The sequence below is a fragment of the Bradyrhizobium sp. CCGUVB14 genome (genome assembly GCF_024199935.1).
GTDB lineage: Bacteria > Pseudomonadota > Alphaproteobacteria > Rhizobiales > Xanthobacteraceae > Bradyrhizobium.
The window spans coordinates 406,670-427,819 of sequence record NZ_JANADS010000001.1 but is presented as its reverse complement, the minus strand read 5'-3'; the positions used below and the strand labels follow the sequence as shown (position 1 = coordinate 427,819).

The following is a 21,150-nucleotide window of genomic DNA, read 5'->3' as shown; positions in this document are numbered from 1 at the left end:
TTTCCTTGACTTTCGGGCTTCAGCGGCGTTTAACCCGCCCACTTTCTCGGAAAGGCATTCTTTTCGACCCGCCGCCTGGCCCCGGAGGCCAGAGGTCAACGCCCGACAGCGCTGTGCGCCCTCGGGCGTAAAGGTGTTTGGAAGATCGCCTTTCCGGCGGGCATGACAAGGGACAATTGCATTGTTCGACAATCTGTCGGAACGGCTTGGTGGCATTCTCGATCGTCTGACGGGGCGCGGTGCGCTGACCGAAAAGGACGTCGACGCCGCGATGCGCGAGGTGCGCCGCGCGCTGCTCGAGGCCGACGTCGCGCTCGAGGTCGTGCGCAGCTTCACCGAACGCGTCCGCGAGCAGGCGATCGGCGCCACCGTCGTCAAGTCGGTGACCCCCGGCCAGATGGTGGTCAAGATCGTCCATGACGAGCTGATCAACACGCTCGGCGCCGAAAGTCAGACCATCGACGTCAACTCCGTGCCGCCGGTGCCGATCATGATGGTCGGCCTGCAAGGCTCCGGTAAGACGACCACCACCGCAAAGCTCGCCCGCCGCCTGGTCCAGCGCGACAAGCGCAAGGTGCTGATGGCCTCGCTCGACGTCTATCGCCCGGCGGCGATGGAGCAGCTCGCGGTGCTCGGCCGCGACCTCGACATTCCGACGCTGCCGATCGTCGCCGGCCAGCAGCCGCCGCAGATCGCCAAGCGCGCACTCGAAGCCGGCAAGCTCGGCGGCTACGACATCGTGCTGCTCGACACCGCCGGCCGCACCACGCTCGACGAAGAGATGATGGCGGAAGCGGCCGCGATCAAAGCGGCTGCCAACCCGCATGAAGTGCTGCTTGTCGCGGATAGCCTCACCGGCCAGGACGCCGTGAATCTCGCGCGGTCGTTCGATCAGCGCGTCGGCCTCACCGGCATCGTGCTGACGCGCGTCGACGGCGACGGCCGTGGCGGCGCTGCGCTGTCGATGCGCGCGGTCACCGGCAAGCCGATCAAGCTGATCGGCACCGGTGAAAAGACCGATGCGCTGGAAGATTTCCATCCCGATCGTATCGCCGGCCGCATCCTCGGCATGGGCGACGTCGTTTCGCTGGTCGAACGCGCCGCCGCCAATATCGACGCGGAGAAGGCGGCGCGCACTGCCGAGCGCATGCGCAAGGGTCAGTTCGACCTCAACGACATGCGCGAGCAGCTGCTGCAGATGGCGAATATGGGCGGCATCAGCGGCCTGATGGGCATGATGCCCGGCATCGCCAAGATGAAGAACCAGATCGCGGCCGCCGGCATCGACGACAAGATTTTGAAGCGCCAGGTCGCGGTGATCGATTCCATGACGCGCGACGAGCGCCGTCATCCCGACCTGCTCAAGGCCAGCCGCAAGAAGCGTATCGCTGCAGGAAGCGGCCAGAGCGTCGAGCAGGTCAACAAGCTGCTGAAGATGCACCGGAACATGGCCGACGTGATGAAGGCCATGGGCTCTGGCAAGCGCGGCCCGCTCGCCGGCATCGCGCAGGCGATGGGCTTCGGCGGCGGCATGAAGATGCCGTCTCCGGACGAGATGAAGGCGCTGCAGGAGAAGATGCAGAGTGGCGGCGGACAGGGTCTGCCCAGCCTGCCGAAGGATTTGCCGGCCGGTCTTCGCACCGGTCTGCCGAACGTTCCTGGACTGACCGGGCTGAGCGGCAAGCCGACGCTGCCGGGCCTCGGCGGTTTTCCAGGCAAGAAGAAATGAGGAATTCGTCGCGAAGGACGCAGGTCTCGCGCGGCGCGAAAATACCAATCAACCGAACAAAACGTACTTTGAAGGAGAACTGAATGTCCGTCGTTATCCGCCTCGCCCGCGCAGGCACCAAGAAGCGTCCCGTCTATCACGTCGTCGTCGCCGACTCGCGCTTTCCCCGCGATGGCCGCTTCATCGAGCGTCTCGGCTATTTCAACCCGCTGCTGCCGAAGGACAACGAGACCCGCCTGAAGCTCGACATGGACAAGGTGAAGGCCTGGCTCGCCAAGGGCGCGCAGCCGTCGGACCGCGTGTCCCGCTTCCTCGATGCCGCCGGCGTCAAGAAGCGCGAAGCGCGCAACAACCCCGAGAAGGCCGTGCCGCGCAAGGAGCGCAAGGCGCAGGCCGAAGCCGCAGCGAAGGGCTAAGGCTCATCCATGTCGGCGCTGATCTGCGTCGCGCGGATCGGCGCCGCGCATGGCGTGCGCGGCGCGGTCAAATTGTGGACCTTCACCGAAGATCCCTTTGCCGTGAAGCGCTACGGTCCGCTGCTCTCCAAGGACGGCAAGCGCCAGTTCGAACTGGCGCAGGTCCGCGAAGCCAAGGACCATCTGGTCGCGACCTTCAAGGGCGTCACGACCCGCGATGAGGCCGAGCGCCTCAACGGTATAGAACTCCACGTCGCGCGCGAAAAACTGCCCGCGACCGACGAGGACGAATATTACCACGCCGATCTGATCGGGCTCGCCGCCGTCACCACGGCAGGCGATGGGCTCGGCCGCGTGCTCGCGATCCATAATTTCGGTGCCGGCGACATCATCGAGATCGCGCCCCTCAAGGGCCCGACGATGCTGCTGCCGTTCACCAACGCAGTTGTGCCCGAGGTCGATATCGCCGGCGGCCGCGTCGTGATCGAGCTGCCGCAGGTGATCGAGGGCGACGATCCGAAATCGTCGTCATGACGGCACTGTAACGGCACGCTGACCATTCTCCGCAGCGGGGGCTTGCGTTTGGCATCCGGCTGGTTCACGCTTGGGTTGCACCATCCACCCGGCGATTCCCGACATCCGGAGATATCCATGCTGCGCCGCTGTCTTCTGGCAACGATTGGCCTGCTCGCGTTTGCGGGGGCCGCAACAGCCCAGACTGCCGCCCAGCCACCCGCGCCAACGGCCCAGGCCACGTCATCGCAAGAGACGATGGAAGAGCCGGAAATTGGCGACCACTGGACCTATGAGGTGCGCGACGAGATCACGGGTGATCTCAAATCGACCATCACGCACACCATCACGGACATCTCGCCGACGGAGATCGGCATCAGGCTTGCTGTTCTCGGCAAATCCGACCTCGGTTTTCAGAGCTACGATCGCGCCTGGGACATGATCACCAACGGCATCTGGCGATCGACGCCCAATGACGGCATGGGCATCCGCGCTCCACTCGCGGTCGGCAAGAGCTGGCCGGTGAAGGCCACCGACTTCAACAGCTCCAACGGCATCAGCCTGAAGCGGACGGGCACGGCGAAGGTGACGGCTCAGGAGAGCCTCACCACCCGCGCCGGAACGTTCGAGACCTACAAGATCGAGATCGAGATCGCGATCGAGTCTCGCAACGCCAACGATACCACCAAGAAATATCTGTCCGAGCAGCAGATCTGGTACGCGCCGTCGATCAATCACTGGGTGAAGCGCGCCAGTGTCAGCCGGTCCGATGGCCGCGTCCGCGACCGCAGCATGGCCGAGCTGGTCGAGTACGGGCGCCGCTAGTCGATCAGGCTGCGAACAGAGACATGGTGGGGGACGTTACGATGCTTCGCAAATCGATGATGGCGATGACTTGCCTGCTTGTTGCAGGCACTTCAGCCTGGGCCGCTGACGATGCAGCCACGACTCCGTCGACGCCTGCCGCGGCAAAGGCGGTGACGGCCATGGAGGAGCCGCTCCAGGGCGACTTCTGGACCTTTGAGTTGCGCGATGAGATCAGTGGAAAGATCACCGCAGTCCGCACGCACCTCGTCACCGAGGTCTCGCCGAGCGAGATCAGCATCCGCGTCACGACCCAAGGCAAGGAAACCGAGGGCATGATCGTCTTCGATCGATCGTGGAACGTGAAGACATCGGGCGAATGGAAATATCAGCCCGGCGACGGCAGCGGCATCCATACGCCGCTGAAGGTTGGCGACAGCTGGAGCTTCTCCGCCGACGACGTCAACAACGCCAAAGGCTACATCTGGAAGCGCTCGGGCCGTTCGAAGGTGGTCGGTCAGGAGACCGTCACGACCAAGGCCGGCACGTTCGAGACCTACAAGATCGAAGCGACGTATCTGCGACGGCCGACCAACGACCCGACGCGCAAGAACGACATCACCACCGTGGTCTGGTACGCGCCAGCCATCGACCACTGGGTGAAGCGTTCCCTTGCCTCGCGGGCCAACGGCCATTTGCTGCTCAACAACACCTTCGAGCTCGTCGAATACGGCCGCAAGAACTGAGGCCGACGGGGCCTCGACCTCCCGGCCGCAATGCCCTAACCAGCGGCCATGAGCAATCCCTCCCCCTGGCGCGCGACGGTGCTGACGCTGTTTCCGGAGATGTTTCCGGGGCCGCTCGGCGTGAGCCTGGCCGGCCGGGCGCTGGCCTCCGGCCTCTGGGAGATCGAGGCGCGGGACATCCGGGCTTCCGCGACCGACCGCCACCGCAGCGTCGACGACACCCCCGCCGGCGGCGGCCCGGGCATGGTGCTGCGCGCCGACGTTCTCGCGGCGGCGATCGATGCCGCTGGAACCGGCCAAGATCCGTCAAAAGCCCGGCCAAAACTGCTGATGAGTCCCCGGGGTCGGCCATTGACCCAGGCACGCGTCGCCGAACTCGCCCGGGGCCCCGGCCCCCTGATCGTCTGCGGGCGGTTCGAGGGGATCGACCAGCGGGTGATCGACGCTCGCGCCCTCGAGGAGGTCTCGATCGGCGATTACGTGCTCTCGGGAGGCGAAATCGCAGCCCTGGCCCTGATCGACGCCTGCGTCCGGCTGCTGCCGGGGGTGATGGGCAAGGGAGCCTCGGGAACCGAAGAGAGCTTTTCCGACGGCCTGCTCGAATACCCCCAATATACCCGGCCGCAGCTGTTCGAGGGGGTTCCGATCCCGGAGACCCTGACCTCGGGCGACCACGCCAAGGTCGCCGCCTGGCGGCGGGCGCAATCGGAGGCCCTGACAGAGGCCCGGCGGCCGGATTTATGGGCCCAAATCCCGCCGAAAGCCCCGAATCGGCCGAGGCGCCAAAAAACGCCAAAAAACAAGACAGACGGGTGACAAACGCTCCGGCTTGCCTTATAGGAGCGCCCACATCCGCAATGGCTGGATAAACGAATTTCGCGCAGCCCCCGTTTCCAAGGCTGGGCGCGCCGATGGAGATTTACCCATGAACCTGATCCAACAGCTTGAAAAAGAGCAATTCGACAAGCTCTCCGCCACCAAGGAAATTCCGGAATTCGGTCCCGGCGACACCGTGATCGTCAACGTGAAGGTCGTCGAAGGCGACCGCACGCGCGTGCAGGCCTATGAAGGCGTTTGCATCGGCCGTTCCGGCGCTGGCCTCAACGAGAGCTTCACCGTTCGCAAGATCTCCTACGGTGAAGGCGTGGAGCGCGTGTTCCCGGTGATGTCGCCGATGATCGACTCGATCAAGGTGGTGCGCCGCGGCAAGGTGCGTCGCGCCAAGCTCTATTACCTCCGCAACCTTCGCGGCAAGTCGGCCCGCATCGTCGAGAAGCAGGACCGCCAGACCGCGGTCGGCGAGTAAGCCCCGCCACCAGGCAAGTTTTCGAGAGCGCGGGGCAAAACCCCGCGCTTTTTTGTTGCGTCAGCCGTGCGTGTCAAAGCTCTCGCGCTTCCAACTTGGCCTGCTATATATTCTTGGAATGTTTCCAGATCTGACCAGCTTCGTAGCTCCCCAGCGCATCGTCATCGACGATCGCTCGCGGCTGCCTGGCCGATTCTTCGGACGCTTCGCGACCTCGGCAACGTCAGAGCTTAGTCCCGCAGCTTAAAGGCTGCGCTGAAGACTGCCCTGTGCCCCGCGCGTGACCGCGCATATCCGCTGATACAACATTGTTCGGAGCTGAAGCTCATGTCCAAGCCGACCACATTGTACGACAAGATCTGGAACGACCATCTGGTGCACGAAGCCGATGACGGCACCTGCCTGCTCTACATCGACCGTCATCTGGTGCACGAGGTGACCTCGCCGCAGGCGTTCGAAGGCCTGCGTTCCACCGGCCGCAAGGTCCATGCGCCGGAGAAGACGCTCGCCGTCGTCGACCACAACGTTCCGACCACCGACCGCACGAAGCCGAATCCCGATCCGGAGAGCATCGAGCAGATCAAGGCGCTGGCCGAAAACGCCAAGGAATTCGGCATCGAATATTACAACGAGTTCGACAAGCGCCAGGGCGTCGTCCACGTCATCGGCCCCGAGCAGGGCTTTACCCTGCCCGGCACCACCATCGTCTGCGGTGACAGCCACACCTCGACGCATGGTGCGTTCGGCGCGCTCGCGCACGGCATCGGCACTAGCGAGGTCGAGCACGTGCTGGCCACGCAGACGCTGATCCAGAAGAAGGCGAAGAACATGCGCGTCACCGTCGACGGCAAATTGCCGGACGGCGTGACGGGCAAGGACATCATCCTGGCCATCATCGGCGAGATCGGCACCGCCGGCGGCACCGGCTATGTGCTGGAATACGCCGGCGACGCGATCAGCGCGCTGTCGATGGAAGGCCGCATGACGGTCTGCAACATGTCGATCGAAGGCGGCGCCCGCGCCGGCCTCGTTGCGCCCGACCAGAAAGCCTACGACTTCCTGCGCGGTCGCCCGAAGTCACCGAAGGGCGCGGACTGGGATGCGGCGATGCGCTACTGGGAGAAGCTGCGTTCCGACGAGGGCGCACATTTCGACAACGAGCTGCGCCTCGACGCCGCAAAGCTGCCGCCGATCGTGACTTGGGGCACCAGCCCTGAGGACGTCATCTCGGTGACCGGCATGGTGCCCGATCCCGACAAGATCGCGGACGAAGCCAAGCGCCTCTCCAAGCATCGCGCGCTGAAATATATGGGCCTGACGGCGGGCACGAAGATCACCGACATCAAGCTCGACCGCATCTTCATCGGCTCCTGCACCAACGGCCGCATCGAGGATCTGCGCGCTGCCGCCAAGATCGCGGAAGGCAAGCATGTCTCTGGTCACGTCAACGCCATGGTCGTGCCGGGCTCCGGCCTCGTGAAGGAGCAGGCCGAAGCTGAAGGTCTGGACAAGATCTTCATCAAGGCCGGCTTCGAATGGCGCGAGCCGGGCTGCTCGATGTGCCTCGCGATGAACCCCGACAAGCTGGCTCCGGAAGAGCGTTGCGCCTCGACCTCGAACCGCAATTTCGAGGGACGCCAGGGCTTCAAGGGCCGCACCCATCTGGTGTCGCCGGCAATGGCGGCGGCAGCTGCGATCGCCGGTCACTTCGTCGACGTCCGGGACTGGCGCTGAGCCACTCCCTGCAATTGTAGTGATCGCGGCAAACGGCCGTTAATCCGCGTCACCCACATTGTGTCCTCGCGACGGTTTCGCGGGGACACCTCATGGCCAACAAGCCCGAATATGTCGATCTGATCAGCGATGCGACCCGCCAACACCGGCGGCGCGCAACGCCGCTGCGCATCGTCGCCAAGCCCGAGGTCGAGGAGACATCACGGCTCAGCCATTGGCCACCAGCGATGTTCAAGCGGTGGAAGGTCGAGAATTTGATGCCGTGGAAATCCACGTCGTGGAGGCTGAAGGACTAGCTCCAGGCAGCTCGATGAACAAAGGGCGCCGCTGGGGCGCCCTTTTCATTTCCGCACTCACCAATAGCGGTACGGATAGTGCCAGCGATGCCAATGGTGCCAGCGGCAGATGCGGCGCGGGCCGTAATAGGTCCAGACGATCCGGCAGCGGCGGGGATAGTGGTAGGTGGGATAGTAGCCGCCGTAGTAGCGGCGGTGAAAATGGCGATAGCCGTAGTGCGGGCGATAATAGCCGCCGCCCCAGTGACGATGATAGCCACCATAATGGATGCCGCCGTAGCGCATGCCGCCGCCATGGAAGGCGGGCGCGGCGCGGAAGCCACCACCATGGAAACCACCGAAATGGCCTCCGCCGCCGTGGAAACCACCGCCGCCGTGAAAGCCTCCGCCATGTCCGCCACCGCCATGTCCACCGCCGCCGCCACCACCGTGGCGGACCTGGATCATCATGTCGCCGCTTGCAGCTTTCGGCAGCGGCAGCGCGGTCGGATTGATCGGCGTCATCGCTTCAGCGCGACGCGCAGCCCCGCCCGACAGCATCAACGTGGCAATGGCCGCAAGCCCGAGCAAGCGCAACGCGCCTGTCCGCGGACCCAATATCCTCAGCATGGAATGTCTCCCTGAATATGGACAGCGTCATTGCGGCGCTGCGTCTCGCGCCATCGCTGTTCAATTGCGGCCGCTCCCGAGATTAAGCTAGGGACAGGGAGGTGAACGCGCCATGAATGAACGACGCTCCGCGCAGCGCGAGAACGAAGTGCTAGAACACAAGGAATTCGAGAGATGACCGTCTACGCGATTGCGCAGCTGAAGATGACGGATCGCGCGGCCTATGACCGCTACCAGGCGCGGTTCTTCGACGTGTTCAGGAAATTCAATGGAAGGCTGCTCGCCGCTGACGAGCAACCGCGCGTGCTCGAAGGCGAATGGCTGCACGACAAGCTTGTCATGATGTCGTTTCCCGACGAGGCTGCATTCCTCGCCTTCTCGAACTCGCCCGACTACCAGGACATCTCGCGTGATCGCAAGGCAGGCGCGCAAGCGACGGTGCTGCTGGTGAAGGGATTTGCGCCTGCGGCCTGAGGTATCACCAAAACGGCCCGTAGCCGATCACGAAGGGTGCCGGCACGCCGTAAGGATAAGGCCGATAATACACGGGCCGCGCGTAATAGTGCGGATCAGGACGCGGCGTGTAGCGCGCAACATCGTATCGGACGTGTCGTCGCCCATCGAACACCGCGCGCCCCGCCGAGGCATCCGGAAGCTTCGTCACGCGCTGCGCGGCGGAAGCGTGAGGCAGGCCCGCGGCGAGCCCGACAACAACAGCCAATGCGATCCATCTCGTCATGACGACCTCCGCCCGCAGCATGAGGGCAACGCGCGGCCGCCTGCAAGTTAAAACAGGCCCGTCATGCGGGCCTGTCCTCAACGCGACCGGCGCATCACCAGCGGCGATGATGATGCCAGCGATGTCCGCGCCAATGACGCGGGCGCCAGTGATGGCGATGCCAGCGCACCTCGGTCGTCGGCCGGGCTTCATCCTGCACCGATTGCGCGGCGCCGGGATTGATCAGCGACACCGCCTGCGCGCGCTCCACCGGCGCGGCGAGGACGAACAGCGCGCCAGCGGCCGCGAGGCCGAGCATTTTCATTGACTGCATTTCGTTGGATCTCCTGACATCGTTGCGGGTGCACGCACGGATCAAGCGTCGCGTCGCAGGCTCGGCGAGCGCCGAACCTGGAACCGCGGGCCTGAATCTGCTATGGATGAAACGCGCCCCGGACTTGAATGCAGAGAACACGGGCTAGGTTCCTCGGCAGCGGCGCAACATTTCACGCGCCACCAAAACCAGCCGTCAGCGACGTACGTATCTTCTGGTCGAGCGAATGCAGGAGATGGTCATGGCAAGTTTCTTGGCAAGTTTCTTGGCAAGTTCCAGCAGACTGCGGACATCTCGCCTCGCGATCACGGCGAGCGTGCTGCTCGGCGCGAGTTCGGCGCTGGCCTCGCAAGGGCCCGGCGTCGAGGGCGGCACGGCAAGCCCGCTGACGCAGCTCGTGATGGCGATCCTGGTCTATGGCGCCTCAGCCCTCGTCGTCGGCGCCGGGCTGATCGGCGCGCTGCGCGGGCACTGAGGGTGGATCAGCCGCGACGCCAGTAGCAGCTCATATGCGGCACGATCACCGTACCGCTCGGCCGGAATTCCTGCACATAAACGGCGTTGCACTCGCGGACCGCATCCGGGCCCGGATTGTAACGCGGATAGACGCCGTCCGGGGTGTAGTAGGGCGTGACGCGGAGGCGGGTCTGGGGCCGCTTGCGCGGCGGCGGGACGTCGTCGGGCGAGACCGCCTGGGCCATGCGGAGTTCGGTGCCCGCCGTCTGGGCAAGAGGCTGGGCATGGGCACCACCAACGCAAACCAGCGAAAACAACCCCATGCACAGTAGCGTCAGCGCTGTGTTTGCTCGCATTTTATCGCCCACCTGACCCGTCCCCCATCGAGGCCCCAAGCTCCCCGTTTTGGCGGCGCCCGTCAACCTCGCGCGCTTATAAAGCCGGATGCATCGGCGGGAAACCCGCGCTAGAGCCCTTTCCGTTCCGATAGGATTGGAACGGGGCTCTAGATTCTTTTTTATCGCGTTTTCTTTACGCGAACCGGTAGCCACTTCGCTCGAAAACGCTTTATGAGAACCCGATGTGGACGGACCTGAAAGCGCCCTCGCTGGCCGAGATGGAAGTGACGGCGCACGACATTTTCGAGCGCCTGCCGGCGGAATTTCGCGGCCTCTGCGAAGGCGTGATCATCCGCGTCGACGACTTCCCCACCGAGGAGGTCCTGGACGAGATGGAATGCGAGAGCGAGTTCGACCTGCTCGGCCTGTTCCAGGGCGTCGGCCTGCCCCAGCAGAGCTTTGGCGACGTGGCGCGGCTGCCCAACATGGTCTGGCTCTACCGCAGGCCGATCCTCGACTACTGGGCCGAGCACGACGAGACCATCGGCCATATCGTCCGCCACGTCCTGATCCACGAGATCGGCCACCATTTCGGCCTCTCGGACGACGACATGGCGGCGATTGAGGCCCGGTCGCCATAGCGACCAGGTCGATTTACATCTATAAATTGCATTGTAAGCTAGGTGCATTGCAATTGAGGATGCCGCCATGCCCCAGTTCGCTTCTTTGTCTGGCAAAGACGATCGTGCTCAGCTACAGCATTTTGTGGAATATTTCCTCGCCGTTGTAGAGGAGATCATTCAAAAGAAGGCGAGCGAAGTTCACGCCGTCCCACCCAAACTCTTTAGCAAAAACTTGCTGCCTGAAGATTTGGAATCGCTCTTCCGCGACGCTTGGCTAGTTTGTCGTGAGCGCGACGTTCCTCCTCTCGTCGAGGAAATCAAGACAGTCCCAATTCAAGAATTGCAAAGACATGGTCTTGTCGGCGTGGAGCTCAAGGCGAAGCTGGCTAGCCTGTCGAGAATCTCACAGTGGTTATGGGCCAAGCCAACTTTGAAGGCTTTGAAGAAGCTTCTCGACATGATCGACTCTTTGTTCGAGAGCCTCGTTGAGGCAATACCAGGCGGGCATGGCTTGGCTGAATTGAAGGAAGCAATCGAAAATCTTCTGCCCGAGGACTGAGAGACAGATGACCAGCCCCGGCTAGGGCGAAGGAGGTGCGGGATTAAATCCTCGGCGAACGTCCTGATCCACGAGATCGGCCACCATTTCGGCCTCTCTGACGCCGATATGGAGGCGATCGAGGCTCAGGCCGAGTAGGGCGCGGACGTCTCGAGGCGCGCTGCAGGGAGAAGCATCGTCAGCCGATAGTCGGACCAACCCGCGAGAGACAGCGACACCTGCTGATAGTGCAGCAGCCCCATGGTCGGATGATCGAATGTGCGCTCGCCTCCTTCGCGCGCCAACACTCCCTGTGTTTCCCAGCAGCGTTCGAAGTCGGGGCTTCCCAGTCTCAGCTCCTCGACCAGCCGGCGAATCTCCGGATCGTCGGAGTAGGCCGTCACCGCGGCGCGGAACTCCGCGACGACGCGACGCGCGCGGGCAGTCCAGTCAAGGATCAGGGTTCGCGCCTCGGGCCTGAGGAAGATGTAGCGCAGCAGATTTTTCTCGCCGTCCGCGTCGAGCCATCCTGCAAACAGCAGGGACGCCTTCGCATTCCAGCGACGCGCGCGCCACGTGCGATCGAGGATGTAGGCGGGTCCATCGATCGCATCGACGCAGGCCAGGATCTCCTCGGGCGGATCATCGCTGATGCCGGGACGTTCGGGATCGCGCTTGCCGGCGACTTCGAACAAATAGCTGCGCTCGGCTCGTGACAGGCGCAACCCGCTGGCGAGGCGCGCAAGTGCCGAGGCCGAGACGGACACGTCGCGCCCCTGCTCGATCCATGTGTACCAGGTGACGCTCAAGCCGCAGAGCTGGGCGACCTCCTCGCGCCGCAGCCCGGGCGTGCGCCGCCGTGGCCCGGCGGCGAGGCCGAATTCGGCCGGCGACTGGCGCTCCCGGAGCGCCCGCAGGAACGCACTGAGCGAGAGAGCCGGGGCGGCCGGGTCTTGTCCGATCATGGTGGTGTTTATACCAGCATAAGTTAGATCCTTAAACCGGTATTAAGTAGGTGTTAGGCTTTCTGTCCAGACTTCGTCGCCGCGCAAAGGACGCCGGACATGGGCAAGCAATTCGCGAAGATCGAACCGGAGCACCGGGCTTTCATCGAGCGTCAAAAAATCTTCTTCGTCGCGAGCGCCCCGCCGAAAGGGCGCATCAACGTGTCCCCCAAGGGCCTGTCCTCGTTCCGGGTGCTCGGAGACAATGACGTCGCCTACCTCGATTGCACCGGTAGCGGCAGCGAGACCCGCGCGCACCTGCTTGCCTCCGACGACAAGCGCCTGACCATCATGTTTTGCGCCTTCGAAGGACCCCCGGTGATCCTGCGGCTCTATGGCCAGGGCCGGTCGCTGATGCGCGGCACGCCGGAGTACGCCGATCTCGCTCCTGGGTTCGAGGACATGACCGGAGCACGCCAGATCGTGCGCCTCTCGGTCGAGCTGGTGCAGACATCGTGCGGCATGGGCGTGCCCCTGTTCGACTACAAGCAGGAGCGCGGCAGCCTGGTGCGCTACTGGACGAAGCAGGGCGTCGACAATCTGCGGAAATACTGGGGGCTGAAGAACATGAAGAGCATCGACGGCCTGCCGACCGGCTTTGTCCCCGAGAGCATGGCCCCGCCACCCTGACAGACCAAGATTGCCGAATCCGGCCTAGGATTTGAGCGGCAACCGGGCTAAACAGCCCTCCCCTGAGTTCCAACCGGGAAGCCCAAGATGGACAAGTTCACCACGCTGGAAGGCGTCGCGGCGCCGCTGAAGATCATCAATGTCGACACCGACATGATCATTCCGAAGCAGTACCTCAAGACCATCAAGCGCACCGGCCTTGGCAAGGGACTGTTCTCCGAGCAGCGCTACAAGGACGACGGCAGCGAGAATCCGGATTTCGTCCTCAACCAGCCTGCCTATCGCACCTCGAAGGTGCTGGTCGCCGGCGACAATTTCGGCTGCGGATCGAGCCGCGAGCACGCGCCCTGGGCGCTGCTCGATTTCGGCATCCGCTGCGTGATCTCGACCTCGTTCGGCGACATCTTCTACAACAACTGCTTCAAGAACGGCATTCTGCCGATCCGCGTGTCGCAGGAAGACCTCGACAAGCTGTTCGACGACGCCGAGCGCGGCGCCAACGCGACGCTAACGATCGACCTGCCGAACCAGGAGATCCGCGGTCCCGACGGCGGCAAGGTCAAGTTCGAGATTGACCCGTTCCGCAAGCACTGCCTGATCAACGGCCTCGACGACATCGGTCTCACGATGGAGAAGAAGTCCTCGATCGACACCTATGAGGACAAGCTCAAGCGCGAACGCGCCTGGGCTTGATCTCAAGTCTCATTCGAAGCCCCGGTGCGAGACGCGCGCCGGGGCTTTTTCTTTGCCTTTGATATCCCGTATATCTCTGCCTCATGCTGCCCGAGATCGTCACCTTCTGGCATGGCCCGATGGACGCGCTGCGCCAGACCTGTCTGCGCTCGCAGCTCGCTGCCGGCCACAAGGTCACGGTCTATAGTTTCGACACCATCCCGGGTCTGCCCGCCGGCGTCGACAATGCCGATGCCGAGGCGATCCTGCCGCACGCATTCTCCGAACGGCTGCGGCCACCGCAGCCGGACGGTAGCTGGCGCGACTGGACCACGCTGCAGTTCAGCGATTTCTTCCGCATGAAGCTGATGGCGAAAGGCCTCGGCCTCTGGCTCGATGCCGACGTGCTGTTGCTCAAGCCGGTCGAGATCAATCCCGCAAGACCGTATTTCGCCTGGGAACGGCCGCGCCAGCTCGGCAACTCCGTGATTTACCTGCCGCCGGAGCACGGCATCGTCGCCGCCTTCGAAGATCTGATGGAGCAGGAGGAACTGACGCCGAACTGGCTGTCGGCGCGCCACCGCATCACCTTCCTGATGCGCCGCCTGCGCGGCGGCTCGAACCGTCTCTCGGATATTCGCGTCGCGATCTACGGGCCGGCGGCACTGACCGCGCTCGCGCGCCGCACCGGCGAGTTGCAGAATGCGCTGCCGAAGCAGTCGTTCTACGCCGTGCACGCCGAGCCAAAACTGTTCTTCGATCCTTCGAGCTATCTCGGCCTCGTCACCGATCCCGAGATCATCGGCCTGCACATCTCCCCCAAGGGCCGCGGTGGCGAGAAGCCGATTCACGGCAGCCTGTATGCGTGGGCGACGGAGCGGTTTAGCTGAACGCCAATTCTCCGCTGTCGTCCCGGCGACGGTGTTGTTGCGACACTGCCGCACACCTCCGCGACACGAGAGCCGCTTCCTCGATCCCTTCCCAATTTGATCCAGCGCAACGCGCGTCTGCACGATTGTGCCTAGTCTTGCTCCCATCGCACGAGCCCCATGGAGCTTCGCATGAGCACCGCAAGCAGGCCCTATCCCATCGTCCAGGACCTCATCGAATCCTTTGCCGGCTGGCTGAAGCATCGCCGCGAGCTGAACGAGTTGCGGCAGCTCGATCGCTCCGATTTCGACCGCATCGCCAACGATCTCAGGATCGCGCCCGACGATCTCGAAGACCTCGTCCGCCACGGCCACCACGCCGCCGACGAGTTGCCGCAGATGCTCGACCGGCTCGGCATCGACAGCGACCGCCTGCAGCGCGCACAGCCGCTGCTGCTGCGCGACATGGAGCGGGTCTGTTCGCTGTGCCATCACAAGGCACGCTGCAACCTGGAGCTTGTCTCCGGCACCGCCGCCGAAAACTACCCCGGCTATTGCGGCAACGCGTCGACGCTGGAATCGCTCGATCGCGCCGAAATCGCGCCGCACTGAGGCGGCGCGACGAGGGTTCGCTTCGCGTCAGAAGTCGACCGACATCGACAGCCATAGCGTCCGCGGCATGCCGCTGATCACGTAGCCGGTCGGGTTGCCGATCCAGTAGCGGTTGTCGAACAGGTTGGTGACGGACGCGCGGAACGTGGTGGGCCGCCCGGCCAGGCTGGTCGCATAACGCGCACCGATGTCGAAGGTCATCCAGGCCGGCACGCTCTGGATGTTGTCCGAGCTGACATAGGCCCGGCTGGTGTAGATGGCGCGCGCCGTCGTTGTCAGTCCGGGCAGGAAGGGCGCATCCCACTCGATGCCGAGATTGCTCTGCCAGCCCGGCGCACCGATCGCATGATTCCCGTCATAGAGATGGCCATCGGTCTTGGTGAGGCGCGCGTCGAGATAGGTTACGCCGCCCAGAACCCGAATGCCGGGGCCGACCTCGCCGAAGGTATTGAGCTCGATGCCGCGATTTCTCTGTTCGCCGTCGAGGCTGTAGATTTTTGTGACGGGATCGGTGACGCCGCTGGGCAGGCTGATCTGGAACGCCGCCAGGCTCGCGCCGAATCGGCCGAGATCGAGCTTGGTCCCGACCTCGTACTGCTTCGTCTTGAACGGAGCGAACACCTGGTTGGTGTTGGCCGCACCGGACGGAGGCGTCGGCCCGGGCGTGAGACCTTCGATGTAGCTCGCATAAAAGGACACTTCCTTGATCGGCCGCACCAGCAGTGCCACGGAGGGCGATGTGGCGCTTTGATCGTAGTGGGTCGATTCCAGCCCGCTGACGCTGTCGTAGTTGTTCGCGATGACCTGCTGCTGCCGGGCTCCGACGATCACCTGGAACATCCCGTTCATCATCGAGAGGGTGTCGGCGACACCAACGCTGCGCAGTCCGAGAAAAGCCGACTTGCCCTCCGGGAATGAAGAGACCGGCGTGCCCGGGCTCGCCAGGATCGTCGGCGCGTAGATGTTCGTCAGATAGTTTCCATAATTGGTCTGGCCGAGCCAATCGGTGCGGTTCAAGGCGCTGCCGCTGACAACCACCTCGTGGCTGACCGGACCGGTGTCGAAACGGGCCCGCACACCAGCTTCGCCGGATACGCCCTCGGACTTGCCGGTCTGGAAGCGCGACGTCGAAAGTGCGTCACCCGACGCCGTGAGGAGCGTCGCGCCCGGCGCCTCCCGCTTGTCGTAGCCGAACTGATTGCCGCCGATGGCGCCAAACACGGTCACGTTGTTCGACAGATCATATTCGGCGCGCGTCAGGCCCGTCAGGCTCTTTGCGCGGGCATAATCGAAGGGCTGGGCGAGATTGATGCGCGGATCGGGCGCATTGGGCACGGCGATGCCCTTGACCGGGGTATAGCCGCGCGCCGCAGCCTTCATCCAGTCGTCTTGATAGATGACGTCGGCAGACCATCGGAATCGCTCGCCCCGGTAATCGACGCCGAGCGAGCCGACACCATCACGCACCGACTGGCGATCGATCGTGGTGTTTCCACCATCGATCCCGCCATTGAACCGGACGCCCCATTCCTTCTGATCGCCGTAGCGGCGCGCCACGTCGACCTCCGTGCCGAAGCGGGCGTTCGAGATGTAGCCGACGGTCAGGCGCGTCAGATCCTCGTCGGCACGCTTGGTCACCACATTGACGCTGCCGCCGATGCTTCCCTGCGGGGCCATGCCGCTGAGGAACGCCGCCGGGCCCTTGAGCAGTTCAATGCGTTCGATCGGCGCCGGGTTGATGCGATAGGCCGGCACGAGACCGTACAGCCCGTTCAACGCGATCTCGCTGTTTTCGACGCGGAAGCCGCGAATGGTCAGCGCGTCATAGCGGTTGCTGCTGCCGATGGCAGCACGCACCGACGGATCGGAATTGGTGAGAACTTCCGCGACGCTGGTCGCCTGCTGGTCACGGATGGTCTTCTCCGTATAGCTCGTGAGGCTGTACGGCGTTTCCATATAGTCCTTGTTGCCGAGCAGACCGAGCCGGCCGCCGCGCGCGATTTGTCCGCCGACATAGGGCACCGGCAATGCGGCACGCTGCGCACCGACTGTCGCCGGCGCTGCGGCCGCCGGCGCGCTTTCGCCGCGACCGGCCTGACGTCTCGATCGCGCCGGACTAGACGCATGCTGCCTCCGGGCGGGCGCAGCGCGGTGCTCGGGCGCGGACACGGTCACGGGAGGAAGTGGCTGCGCAGTTCCAGCCGACGATGGACGGTCCGATTGCTGGGCGAACGATGCGGTCGTGGTCAGCAGCATCGATACGCACACGAATCCAATCGTGCGCGTGCACTTCAAGTCGTAAATCATAACACCCCGGAGACTTTTCTTATTGATGCCCCGTCTCATCGCGCCGACGAGACACGATGTGCAATAAACAGCGAGACGCGCGTCGCCTAATAGAAGGCATCTAATATTTTGAGAGCGATCCGGCGCGTCGGGTACGAGAGAACGTCATCTATTGATGTTTTGATTCCACGCGGCGACAGGCGCGACACTTGAAATGTCTGCACGCGTTCGCATGACACGCGTCCGTGCAACATCGAATCGAAGCCTGCATGGAGAAGCTGCCGTGAGACGGATGTGAGTAATTGTCGCAGCCGCCGGACGCCAATCTGGAATCGTTCAAACGCGCCGATATCGTGCCTCACCGAGGGGCTGGTGCAGATATCCTGAATGGCATTGTAGTCGCGGGCTGGAGGGGTATGGTGTCGGGCATCCTGGTGCGAACGAAGCCGCATGACCAACCCAGCCGAGAACGGGACGAAGAAGCGACGGTGGCTTTTCCGTTTGGCAACCCTGCTGCTCGTCTATCTGGCGCTGGCGTATTTCCTCGTGCCCCTGCTGTGGATTCACCACGAGCACGAAGCCGGACTTGCTTCGTTGCCGATGGTGACCAGGACGTCGGACGATATCCCTGCCGATCCCCTGAACGTCGGTATCGTCGGCAACGACGAAGACCTCGTCCGCGCCATGAATGCGGCCGGATGGTTTGCCGCCGATGCCGTGACCCTGCGTTCGAGTGTCGAGATCGTCGGGAGCGTGGTGCTGGATCGCCCCTATCACAACGCTCCCGTCAGCCCGCTCTACTATCTGGGAAAGAAGGAGCAATTCGCTTTCGAGAAGCCCGTCGGGCGCAGCGCGGATCGACGGCATCACGTTCGGTTCTGGAAGGCCCTCGACAAGGGTGACGACGGTCGGCCGGTCTGGCTTGGCTCGGCGACCTTCGACCGGGGTGTCGGACTAAGCCACGACACCGGACAGGTCACTCATCACATCGATCCCGACATCGATGCCGAGCGAGACCTCCTGATGACCGATTTGCGCAAGGCCAACGTCGTCAGCAATTTCTTTCAGATCTCGGGCATAGGCCCGACGCTGTTCGGCCGAAATGGCGGTGGCGACCCCTACTACACCGACGGCGAGATCCATGTTGCCGTGCTGGTGCCGGGCGCGGCAAATGGACCTGCCGATCCGCCGACCATCCCACCGCCTTCGCTCATCGCCCTGAAGGACGCCGTGTGGCACGGCATCGCCGGCCAGGCCAAAAGCGAGCCCTAGCCCTTCCCCATCGCCGCGATCGCAAGGCTGAAAAATATCCGTCACGATTGCGCTTCCCACCGCGAAGCCGACGATTTGATTAAGATCCGTCACGCCTCGTTACAAAGGCGCGGAAGTACAAGCCCGTGGCTCTTGTTCGACGGCACGTAAGACAATCCCGCTTACTCAATTGCACCGCCTCGGAACATCTCCGAGTTGTGAACGCGTGGAACCTATTAGCTGACGAGAGACGTTTCGGTCTGTGTTAAACGTTGGCCGCGCATATCAAGCGGATCAGGGGCAGCACTTCAAATCAGAACAGGAGTGTTCAATGTCAGACCTTGTTGCGATCGTATACCCATCCGAAGCCAAGGCAGAAGAAGTTCGGCAGAAGATACTCAAGCTCCAGAAGGAATATCTGATCGCGATCCAGGATGCCGTGATCGCAGTCAAGACGGAGGATTCCGTCAAGCTCAATCAGCTCGTGAACACTGCGATGATGGGCGCCGCAAGCGGCAGCTTCTGGGGATTGCTGTTTGGATTGGTGTTCCTGAATCCTCTTATCGGCGTGGCCCTCGGTGCCGGCGCAGGCGCATTGGGTGGCGCGCTGACCGATTTCGGCATCAAAGATAACTTCATGAAGGATCTCGCCGCGAAGGTGAAATCGGGCGACGCCGTTCTGTTCCTGCTCATCAAGAGCATGACCGCAGACAAGGTTCTCAACGAGATCAAGGATGCGGGAGGGACGGTCCTCAAGACCTCGCTCGATGAAAAGAAGGAACAACACCTGCGCGATACCCTCGCAGCCGCCAGTCAGTCCAAAGCGGCCTAGCAAGGCTGATGCAATCCGTCATTCCGGGGCCCGCGCGGAGCGCGGGAGCCCGGAAATCCATGATCGCCGCGCCGCCAGGTATCAGCGAAGAGCAGCGCGATCGCGCATCGCCGTGACGATGTCGATCGGATGGCTGGGCGTGCGCCCTAGCCCTTCCCCATCGCCGCGATCGCATCCGCGATCTCGATCGTGCGTCGCGCCATGTCGGCGTGCAGGCGCTCGACCATTGCGCCGTCGAGCCGGATCGCACCGCGCGACACGTTTTCCGGCAGCTCGAACGCCGCGATGATTTTTCGGGCGCGCGCGATCTCCTCGTCCGGCGGGGTGAAGATCGCGTTGCAGGCCTCGATCTGCGACGGATGAATCAGCGTCTTGCCGTCGAAGCCGAGATCACGGCCTTGCGCGCATTCGGTGGCAAAGCCGTCGGGATTGTTGATGTCGCTATAGGGGCCGTCGAGGATCTCGAGGCCGGCGGCGCGCGTCGCCAGGATGCAGTGGGTGATCATCGGAAGCATCGCGGCGCGGCCCGGCATCATCTTGATGCGCGTCTCGCGCGAGATGTCGTTCGGGCCGAACACGAAACCGGAGAGGCGCGTCTTCGGATCGCGGCCGGCCACGGCCAGCTCCTCGGCATGCAGCACCGCACGTGCGGTCTCGATCATGGCCCAGACCTTGACGGTCGGCGCCGCGCCGAGTTCGGCGAGATGGTGGCCGATGGTCTGGAGATCCTCGATGCTTGAAACTTTCGGAACCAGGATGCCGTCCGGCGACGCCTTGGCCGCCATCGCGACGTCATCGGCCCACCATTGCGTGTCGAGGCCGTTGGTCCGGATCAGGATCTCGCGCTTGCCGAAGCCTTTTGCGGCGATCGCGGCGGCGATGCCGTCGCGCGCCACCGCCTTGGCGTCGGGAGCGACGGAATCTTCCAGATCCAGGATGAGGCCGTCGGCGGCGAGATTTCGTGCCTTTTCAAGGGCGCGGGGATTGGAGCCGGGCATGAACAGGTGGCTGCGGCGCGGGCGGGTCATGCTACGTTCCTTCCGGTGTCGTCGTCTCTATTATGGCCGAAGCCGATAGCATCTGGCCTGCCTATTCGAAAGGCTTGTTCGCGCTACCGGTATATGATTAGGCATAGGCCATGATCACATTCCCGAAGCATTTGCTGGAAGGCTACAACGCCTTCGCCACTCAGCGGCTGCCGGCCGAGCAGAACCGCTATCGCGAGCTGTCGGTGAAGGGACAGTTCCCGGAAGTGATGGTGATCGGCTGCTGCGACAGCCGCGTCGCGCCGGAGACCATTTTCGACGTCGGCCCGGGCGAATTGTTCGTCGTCCGCAACATCGCCAATCTGGTGCCGGTGTATCAGCCCGACGGCAACGCGCACGGCGTTTCGGCCGCGCTCGAATATGCCGTGACGGTGCTGAAGGTGAAGCACATCGTCATCCTCGGCCACGCCCAATGCGGCGGCATCCGCGCCTTCGTCGACAAGATCGAGCCGCTGACGCCCGGCGACTTCATCGGCAAATGGATGCAGATGTTCATCAAGCCGGGCGAGGTGGTCGAGCAGCGCGAGCGCGAGAGCATGGCGCAATTCGTCGAGCGCATCGAGAAGGCCGCGGTGTTCCGCAGCCTGGAGAACCTGATGACGTTCCCGTTCGTGCGCAAGGCCGTCGAGAGCGGCCAGATGCAGCTGCACGGCGCCTATTTCGGCGTCGCGGAGGGAACGCTGTTCGTGCTGGACCAGGCGAGCAAGGAATTCAGGAGCGCGCGGAGCGTGGTGTAGAGCTGCGTCGGCGCGGTTTGAATTCGTAGGGTGGGCAAAGGCGCAACGCGC

Annotated in this window: 27 protein-coding genes and 1 pseudogene; 21 read left to right on the top strand and 7 right to left on the bottom strand. The window is 63.5% G+C overall.

The features are described from left to right. Positions 1–181 precede the first annotated feature (181 nt). From ffh to NLM32_RS02065, 9 genes are all read left to right on the top strand, one after another. Positions 182–1,729: a signal recognition particle protein gene (gene ffh / locus NLM32_RS02105; protein WP_254127637.1), complete on the top strand. Its 1,548-nt coding sequence runs from the start codon at positions 182–184 to the stop codon at positions 1,727–1,729. A gap of 83 nt (positions 1,730–1,812) precedes the next feature. Further along, positions 1,813–2,145 (top strand): 30S ribosomal protein S16, encoded by a 333-nt coding sequence (rpsP, locus tag NLM32_RS02100; protein ID WP_014438992.1) that lies wholly within the window; start codon positions 1,813–1,815, stop codon positions 2,143–2,145. A gap of 9 nt (positions 2,146–2,154) precedes the next feature. Continuing rightward, the gene (rimM, locus tag NLM32_RS02095) at positions 2,155–2,679 is read left to right on the top strand and encodes a ribosome maturation factor RimM (RefSeq protein ID WP_254127636.1); all 525 of its coding nucleotides are present in this window, start codon (positions 2,155–2,157) and stop codon (positions 2,677–2,679) included. 117 nt (positions 2,680–2,796) lie between these two features. Beyond that, a complete protein-coding gene (locus NLM32_RS02090; protein WP_254127635.1) occupies positions 2,797–3,483 on the top strand; it encodes a hypothetical protein in 687 nt (228 codons plus the stop codon). A gap of 41 nt (positions 3,484–3,524) precedes the next feature. Continuing rightward, positions 3,525–4,208, top strand: a complete 684-nt coding sequence (locus NLM32_RS02085; protein ID WP_254127634.1) for a DUF3108 domain-containing protein — start codon at positions 3,525–3,527, stop codon at positions 4,206–4,208. Between the two features lie 48 nt (positions 4,209–4,256). Continuing rightward, entirely contained in the window at positions 4,257–5,024 is a 768-nt protein-coding gene (trmD, locus tag NLM32_RS02080) for a tRNA (guanosine(37)-N1)-methyltransferase TrmD (RefSeq protein ID WP_254127633.1), read from the top strand. A gap of 109 nt (positions 5,025–5,133) precedes the next feature. Further along, positions 5,134–5,514, top strand: a complete 381-nt coding sequence (gene rplS / locus NLM32_RS02075; protein WP_254127632.1) for a 50S ribosomal protein L19 — start codon at positions 5,134–5,136, stop codon at positions 5,512–5,514. A 327-nt stretch (positions 5,515–5,841) separates the two neighbouring features. Beyond that, the gene (gene leuC, locus NLM32_RS02070; RefSeq protein ID WP_254127631.1) at positions 5,842–7,248 is read left to right on the top strand and encodes a 3-isopropylmalate dehydratase large subunit; all 1,407 of its coding nucleotides are present in this window, start codon (positions 5,842–5,844) and stop codon (positions 7,246–7,248) included. 92 nt (positions 7,249–7,340) lie between these two features. Beyond that, positions 7,341–7,544: a hypothetical protein gene (locus NLM32_RS02065; protein ID WP_254127630.1), complete on the top strand. Its 204-nt coding sequence runs from the start codon at positions 7,341–7,343 to the stop codon at positions 7,542–7,544. A 57-nt stretch (positions 7,545–7,601) separates the two neighbouring features. Here NLM32_RS02065 and NLM32_RS02060 read toward each other — a convergent pair whose 3' ends face one another. After that, positions 7,602–8,153 carry a hypothetical protein gene (locus NLM32_RS02060; protein ID WP_254127629.1) on the bottom strand — a complete coding sequence of 184 codons (552 nt, stop codon included), beginning with the start codon at positions 8,151–8,153 and terminating at the stop codon, positions 7,602–7,604. 174 nt (positions 8,154–8,327) lie between these two features. On the opposite strand from NLM32_RS02060, the gene NLM32_RS02055 reads away from it, so the two are divergent. Next, complete coding sequence (locus NLM32_RS02055) at positions 8,328–8,627, top strand: DUF1330 domain-containing protein (protein ID WP_254127628.1); 300 nt, start codon at positions 8,328–8,330, stop codon at positions 8,625–8,627. Between the two features lie 4 nt (positions 8,628–8,631). On the opposite strand, the gene NLM32_RS02050 is transcribed toward NLM32_RS02055, so the two are convergent. Further along, positions 8,632–8,892 carry a hypothetical protein gene (locus tag NLM32_RS02050; protein WP_254127627.1) on the bottom strand — a complete coding sequence of 87 codons (261 nt, stop codon included), beginning with the start codon at positions 8,890–8,892 and terminating at the stop codon, positions 8,632–8,634. 94 nt (positions 8,893–8,986) lie between these two features. Further along, positions 8,987–9,205 carry a hypothetical protein gene (locus tag NLM32_RS02045; protein ID WP_254127626.1) on the bottom strand — a complete coding sequence of 73 codons (219 nt, stop codon included), beginning with the start codon at positions 9,203–9,205 and terminating at the stop codon, positions 8,987–8,989. A 241-nt stretch (positions 9,206–9,446) separates the two neighbouring features. Between NLM32_RS02045 and NLM32_RS02040 the strand changes: the two genes are divergently transcribed. Then, positions 9,447–9,680: a hypothetical protein gene (locus NLM32_RS02040; RefSeq protein ID WP_254127625.1), complete on the top strand. Its 234-nt coding sequence runs from the start codon at positions 9,447–9,449 to the stop codon at positions 9,678–9,680. Positions 9,681–9,687: 7 nt separating this feature from the next. On the opposite strand, the gene NLM32_RS02035 is transcribed toward NLM32_RS02040, so the two are convergent. Then, complete coding sequence (locus NLM32_RS02035) at positions 9,688–9,984, bottom strand: hypothetical protein (RefSeq protein ID WP_254135185.1); 297 nt, start codon at positions 9,982–9,984, stop codon at positions 9,688–9,690. Positions 9,985–10,241: 257 nt separating this feature from the next. Between NLM32_RS02035 and NLM32_RS02030 the strand changes: the two genes are divergently transcribed. From NLM32_RS02030 to NLM32_RS02020, 3 genes and pseudogenes are all read left to right on the top strand, one after another. Continuing rightward, a complete protein-coding gene (locus NLM32_RS02030) occupies positions 10,242–10,640 on the top strand; it encodes a metallopeptidase family protein (protein ID WP_254127624.1) in 399 nt (132 codons plus the stop codon). Between the two features lie 67 nt (positions 10,641–10,707). After that, positions 10,708–11,181 (top strand): hypothetical protein, encoded by a 474-nt coding sequence (locus NLM32_RS02025; protein ID WP_254127623.1) that lies wholly within the window; start codon positions 10,708–10,710, stop codon positions 11,179–11,181. A 57-nt stretch (positions 11,182–11,238) separates the two neighbouring features. Then, a pseudogene (locus NLM32_RS02020) lies at positions 11,239–11,319 on the top strand (metallopeptidase family protein); the annotation flags it as partial. Here the strand turns inward: NLM32_RS02020 and NLM32_RS02015 are convergent. Then, positions 11,307–12,125 (bottom strand): helix-turn-helix transcriptional regulator, encoded by an 819-nt coding sequence (locus NLM32_RS02015; protein WP_254127622.1) that lies wholly within the window; start codon positions 12,123–12,125, stop codon positions 11,307–11,309. The pseudogene NLM32_RS02020 and the gene NLM32_RS02015 sit on opposite strands and share 13 nt — an antisense overlap. A 99-nt stretch (positions 12,126–12,224) precedes the next feature. Between NLM32_RS02015 and NLM32_RS02010 the strand changes: the two genes are divergently transcribed. The 4 genes from NLM32_RS02010 (at position 12,225) to NLM32_RS01995 (ending at position 14,947) form a co-directional block, all read left to right on the top strand. After that, positions 12,225–12,794, top strand: a complete 570-nt coding sequence (locus NLM32_RS02010) for a pyridoxamine 5'-phosphate oxidase family protein (RefSeq protein ID WP_254127621.1) — start codon at positions 12,225–12,227, stop codon at positions 12,792–12,794. An 87-nt stretch (positions 12,795–12,881) separates the two neighbouring features. After that, positions 12,882–13,487, top strand: coding sequence for a 3-isopropylmalate dehydratase small subunit (leuD, locus tag NLM32_RS02005; RefSeq protein ID WP_254127620.1), 606 nt, complete (start codon positions 12,882–12,884; stop codon positions 13,485–13,487). Positions 13,488–13,570: 83 nt separating this feature from the next. Beyond that, a complete protein-coding gene (locus NLM32_RS02000; RefSeq protein WP_254127619.1) occupies positions 13,571–14,356 on the top strand; it encodes a capsular polysaccharide synthesis protein in 786 nt (261 codons plus the stop codon). 171 nt (positions 14,357–14,527) lie between these two features. Beyond that, complete coding sequence (locus tag NLM32_RS01995; RefSeq protein ID WP_254127618.1) at positions 14,528–14,947, top strand: DUF6455 family protein; 420 nt, start codon at positions 14,528–14,530, stop codon at positions 14,945–14,947. 27 nt (positions 14,948–14,974) lie between these two features. Here NLM32_RS01995 and NLM32_RS01990 read toward each other — a convergent pair whose 3' ends face one another. After that, positions 14,975–17,203, bottom strand: a complete 2,229-nt coding sequence (locus NLM32_RS01990; RefSeq protein ID WP_254127617.1) for a TonB-dependent siderophore receptor — start codon at positions 17,201–17,203, stop codon at positions 14,975–14,977. Positions 17,204–17,683: 480 nt separating this feature from the next. Between NLM32_RS01990 and NLM32_RS01985 the strand changes: the two genes are divergently transcribed. Next, positions 17,684–18,505, top strand: a complete 822-nt coding sequence (locus NLM32_RS01985; RefSeq protein WP_254127616.1) for an LssY C-terminal domain-containing protein — start codon at positions 17,684–17,686, stop codon at positions 18,503–18,505. 310 nt (positions 18,506–18,815) lie between these two features. Beyond that, positions 18,816–19,316, top strand: coding sequence for a DUF1269 domain-containing protein (locus tag NLM32_RS01980; RefSeq protein WP_254135184.1), 501 nt, complete (start codon positions 18,816–18,818; stop codon positions 19,314–19,316). A 146-nt stretch (positions 19,317–19,462) separates the two neighbouring features. Here the strand turns inward: NLM32_RS01980 and NLM32_RS01975 are convergent, their stop codons facing one another. After that, positions 19,463–20,344: a CoA ester lyase gene (locus NLM32_RS01975; RefSeq protein WP_254127615.1), complete on the bottom strand. Its 882-nt coding sequence runs from the start codon at positions 20,342–20,344 to the stop codon at positions 19,463–19,465. A gap of 110 nt (positions 20,345–20,454) precedes the next feature. Between NLM32_RS01975 and NLM32_RS01970 the strand changes: the two genes are divergently transcribed. Then, positions 20,455–21,099, top strand: a complete 645-nt coding sequence (locus NLM32_RS01970) for a carbonic anhydrase (RefSeq protein ID WP_254127614.1) — start codon at positions 20,455–20,457, stop codon at positions 21,097–21,099. Positions 21,100–21,150: the final 51 nt, after the last annotated feature.